General features: G+C 73.9%; 3 protein-coding genes. All 3 read right to left on the bottom strand.

From position 1 onward, the window contains the following. Positions 1-223: 223 nt before the first annotated feature. Entirely contained in the window at positions 224-1,948 is a 1,725-nt protein-coding gene (locus IH13_RS0134060; protein WP_234433487.1) for a PucR family transcriptional regulator, read from the bottom strand. Between the two features lie 58 nt (positions 1,949-2,006). Continuing rightward, positions 2,007-3,449 (bottom strand): NADP-dependent phosphogluconate dehydrogenase, encoded by a 1,443-nt coding sequence (gene gndA, locus IH13_RS0134055; protein WP_031090672.1) that lies wholly within the window; start codon positions 3,447-3,449, stop codon positions 2,007-2,009. Between the two features lie 163 nt (positions 3,450-3,612). After that, positions 3,613-4,146 carry a DUF5709 domain-containing protein gene (locus IH13_RS0134050; RefSeq protein WP_031090669.1) on the bottom strand — a complete coding sequence of 178 codons (534 nt, stop codon included), beginning with the start codon at positions 4,144-4,146 and terminating at the stop codon, positions 3,613-3,615. Positions 4,147-4,617: the final 471 nt, after the last annotated feature.

The raw sequence follows: 4,617 nt of genomic DNA, 5'->3' as shown, positions 1-4,617 counted from the left end.
CTGCTCCTCGCCGAGCAGCCCGTCCGCCACGGCCTGACGGAGGGCCCCGGCGAACCCGGCGGAGCGCGAAGCCGGGGGAGGGCCCGTGGTCACGGGGGAAGTCGTCGGTGTCATACGGCGAGCGTCGGTGATGGCAGCCCCCCAGGTCTTTGTCGCGAACGACAAGACTGACGGCAATCCTCGGCCGCGCGGCCGAACCGCCCGTGGGTGTCGACGGCGGACCTCAGACATCACCCGTCAGGCGCACGGCCAGTGTGAGCAGCAGCCGGGTGTCCGGGTCGTCGAGGTCGACGCCGTACCGTTCACGGGCCCGGCGCAGCCGGTAGCGCAGCGTGTTCGGATGCAGGACGAGGCGTTCGGCCGCCCGCACGACGTCCCCCGAGGCGTCGAGGTAGGCCCGCAGGGTCGCGACCAGCCGGCCGCCTGCCGCGAGGTCGGTCCGTACGAGGTCGTGCACCGGCCCCGAACCGGACTCCCACAGGGGCCGGACGGCGTCCAGGACCCGCAGCACGTCCGGGCCCGGACCGACGTCGGCGGGACCGGCGTGCCGTACCGGGTCCCGGTCCAGGGCGCGGCGCTCACGCTCACCGAGCACCCGGACGACGAGCGCCGCCTCCTCGCACGACGTGGCGGCCTGGAGCGCCGAAGGGACCACGCGTCCCGCACCGGCACGCACGGCCACGCCACCGGGCAGCGACGGGGCGAGCGAGGCCAGTTCCCGGGCCAGGCCCGGCGCGTCGCGGCCACCCGCCGCACGGACCGGCGTCCCACCGTCCGGCGCCTCCCGGCCCGGTACGCCCCGGCCCTGGTGCCCGGCCACGGGCAGCAGGACGAGCAGCCGTCCGGTCTCCCGCAGGACCAGCGCCCCGGCACGGTAGGAGGCGGCCTGCAAGGCCAGTACGTCCAGCGTTCGCCGCACCGATGCCGATGACGAGGGCGATCCGCCGCACTGTTCCGCGATCACGACGGCACACGGGGCGTCGGGGGCCACGCCCAGGGACCAGGCGTGGGTGCGGGCGTCGCCCTGCGCGTACAGCAGTCCCCGCAGGGCGTCGTCCCGGCGGCGTACCGCTCCGCTCTCGCGCAGCCGGTGCCGGATCAGGTGCGGGGCGGCGGCGTCGGCTGCACGGCGCAGGGCCTCGTCCGCCCGCGGCGAGAGACTGCGGCCGTCGGCCGCGGCCCAGATGGAGCCCAGCACCTCGGAGCCGTTGCGGACGGCGATGACCAGGCGCTCGGGGCTGTCGCCGCCCGCGGGACGCCGGATCACCTCGCGCGAGGTCCACAGCGCCCGCAGGAGCCCGCTGCGGCGCAGCTCGGCGATCCGCGACTCGGGGACCCGGCCTCCCAGGATCGTGGACCTGCGCACGCCGTCGGCCCCGGGCAGCGTCGCCGAGTGGGCCAGCACCCGGAACGCGGTGTCCTCGATGGTGATCGAGCCCCCCGTGGACAGGGCGATGGCGGAGGCGAGCGCGTCCAGGCCGTCGCCGTGCGGGGGTTCCTGCGGCTCGTCGCCCTTCCCGGTACTGGAGAGGAGAAGCGCGGAACGCAGCAGGGAGGCCGTGTCGGCCCAGTCGGTCCATGCCGCACGCGCCAGCAACGCCAGCCCCGACTCGCGGGCCGCCGCCAGTACCTCCGGCGCGGTCTCCGCCCCTTCGGTGTCGCGCAGTACCACGGCACAGGCACCGCGCCGGGCCGCGTCGTGCACGGCCGTGGCCGCCTCCGGCGACGCCGCCGGTGCGCCGACCGCCAGCACCACCCGGCCCTCGGCCTGGCGCCCGGTCCCCTCGCCGTCCGAGTCGGCGAAGACCACCTCGCGGACGGCCGGATCCGCTCCCTCGGGTGCCAGCAGCAGACGGAGGGCGCCCCCGTCGTCGAACGCGAGGATCCGGCGCAGCGTGGCCCCGGACGCGGGCCCCTGCCCGGGCTCACCGTGAGGGCTGTCGGTCACGGCGCCGAGCATACGGGCGTCGCGACGCCCGCCGGGCCGACGAGGGGCCTGTGTGCTCTCAGTCCGCCGTGGTCTCCGAGCGGTCGCCGCCCCACAGCGTGTGGAACGCCCCCTCCCGGTCCGTGCGGCGGTAGGTGTGCGCCCCGAAGTAGTCCCGCTGCCCCTGGGTGAGCGCCGCGGGCAGGCGGTCGGCGCGCAGCGCGTCGTAGTACGAGAGCGCCGCCGCGAACCCCGGGGTGGGCACGCCCTGCCGTACCGCCTGTGCGATCACGGCGCGCCAGTCGTCCTGGGCCACACCGATCTCCTGGGCGAACTCCTTGTCGGAGAGCAGGCTCACCAGGTCCGGCCCGTTGTCGTACGCCGCCCTGATCCGGTCCAGGAACGCCGCCCGGATGATGCAGCCGGCCCGCCAGATCGAGGCGACCGCGCCCAGGTCGATGTCCCAGCCGTACGCCTCGCTGCCGGCCCTGATCTGGTGGAAGCCCTGCGTGTACGACACGATCTTGGACGCGTACAGGGCCTGCTCGACCTGCTCGGCGAAGGTGGCGGCCTCGGTCTCGCCCAGTGGGGCGGCCGAGGGGCCCGGAAGCGCGCGGGCGGCCTCACGCAGGTCCGCGTGGCCGGACAGCGAGCGGGCGAAGACGGCCTCCGCGATCCCCGACACCGGGACCCCCAGGTCGAGCGCGATCTGCACCGTCCAGCGGCCCGTGCCCTTCTGCTCGGCCCGGTCCTGCACCACGTCGACGAAGGGCTTGCCGGTCGCGGCGTCCGTGTGGGCGAGCACCTCGGCCGTGATCTCGATGAGGTAGGAGTCCAGGCGCCCGGTGTTCCAGCCGCGGAAGGTCTCGGCGATCTTCGCGGGGGAGTAGCCGGCGACCCTCCGCAGCAGGTCGTACGCCTCCGCGATGAGCTGCATGTCCGCGTACTCGATGCCGTTGTGCACCATCTTCACGAAGTGGCCGGCCGCGTCCGGGCCGATGTGCGTCGTGCACGGGGTGCCGTCCTTCGCCTTCGCGGCGATCTTCTCCAGCATCGGGCCGAGGGACTCGTACGACTCCTTCGAACCGCCCGGCATGATGCTGGGACCGTTGAGGGCGCCCTCCTCGCCGCCCGAGATGCCCACGCCCACGAAGTGGATGCCGTGCTCGCGCAGCTCCCTCTCACGGCGGCGGGTGTCCTCGAAGTGGGCGTTGCCGCCGTCGATGATGACGTCGCCCTCCTCCAGCAGCGGGGCGAACTCCCTGATGACGGCGTCGGTCGGGTCCCCGGCCTTCACCATGACCACGAGACGCCGGGGGCGCTCCAGGGCGGCGACGAACTCCTCGGGGGTGTGGGCGGCCACGAAGGTCCCCTCGTCGCCGAACTCCTCGACCAGGGCGTCGGTCTTGGCGGTGGTGCGGTTGTGCACGGCCACGGTGAAGCCGTTCCGGGCGAAGTTGCGGGCCAGGTTGCGGCCCATCACCGCGAGTCCTGTGACGCCGATCTGGGCGGTTCCGCTCATGTGTGCGCTCCTGAGGTCCGGTCGGGGGATGCGGACGTGTCGGGGATGTGGTGCGTGGTGCCCTTCGGACGGCTGCCACGCTCTGTCGGTCCTACACCTGTTCCCCTGCACCTTGCTCCACGCCAGGTACCGCGGGGTGTGGTGCCCGGTGGCGGGACGCCTGTCAGGACATCCACGACGCGCGTTCCTCGCGCGGCAGGTCCTCGGCCTCCGGGACCATGTGCATCGCGGCCTCCTCGGCGGACGCCGCGGCACCGTCGATGCCGACGTCCTGGGCGGTGAGCGCGGCCGGCACGTGCCCGTCGCCCCCCTGGGTGAGGCGCCCCGCCCGAGCGGTGCCGACCTCCTCGTCGTAGAGCTCGCCGTCGCCGTCCGCCAGGTCACCCGGGCCGTCGGCCGCCGCCTCGGGGGTGTCGGGCACCTCTCTGGTCAGCCGCTCGTCCAGGGTCTCCCCGGCCTGCTGCTCCGACGCCGTCGTGCCCCGGTCGTCGACCGCCAGCGGCCGCTCGACGGGTGAGTAGCCCCGGTCGAGGAGGTCGTCGATCCCCGAGTCGTCCAGCGTGTCCTCCGCGTCGGGCTGCTCGTCGACATCGGCGGCCTGGTCCGGCTGCTGCGGCTGGTAGACGTCGTCCGCCCACTCGTCGGCGCTCACGCCGGTCCAGGTCGTGCCCTCGGCCCCCGGGTCGGTGTCGGTCATCGCTTGTCCTCTCCGTCCGGCCGGGGTCCGAGCCGCCGCCGGATCGGACGTCCGGTACGTGCGCCCTGTTCGCGGGTCCTGTATGCAATTCCAGAGACAGAGCCGGCTCTGCCGCGATCCGGCCCTGACCGGCTCCCTCCGCACGTCTCGGTGGCGTGTTCGACGTGGTCTCGCGCACGCTGACGACCCATCAGGGCCGGGAGGCGCCCCGATTGTGGCGAGCATTGGCATGGACCTGTTCAACCGAACTGGGCTACAGTCCGGTCACGGCACTCTGAGAGCGCTCTCAGGCTTGGCTCTCTCGGGTGCTTCCTGTTCCACCCCCACGACGCTGGAACAAACAGAAGGGCAACTCCCTTGAGACCAAAGACGATGGTGCGGACCGGTCTGTCCGCACTGCTCATCATCGGCACCTGGGCGACTGCCGGCCTCACCCAGGCAGCCGCGGCGGATCCCGCCACCACGGCCACC

This window comes from Streptomyces sp. NRRL WC-3549, from assembly GCF_000721935.1.
Classification (GTDB): domain Bacteria; phylum Actinomycetota; class Actinomycetes; order Streptomycetales; family Streptomycetaceae; genus Streptomyces.
The sequence above is the reverse complement of the archived record's forward strand: the minus strand, read 5'-3'. Positions and strand labels throughout refer to the sequence as shown.

Bases quoted from the DNA above. Each gene is read 5' to 3' on its own strand.
- gndA (WP_031090672.1), bottom strand. From the start codon at position 3,449: ATGAGCGGAACCGCCCAGATCGGCGTCACAGGACTCGCGGTGATGGGC.
- IH13_RS0134050 (WP_031090669.1), bottom strand. From the start codon at position 4,146: ATGACCGACACCGACCCGGGGGCCGAGGGCACGACCTGGACCGGCGTG.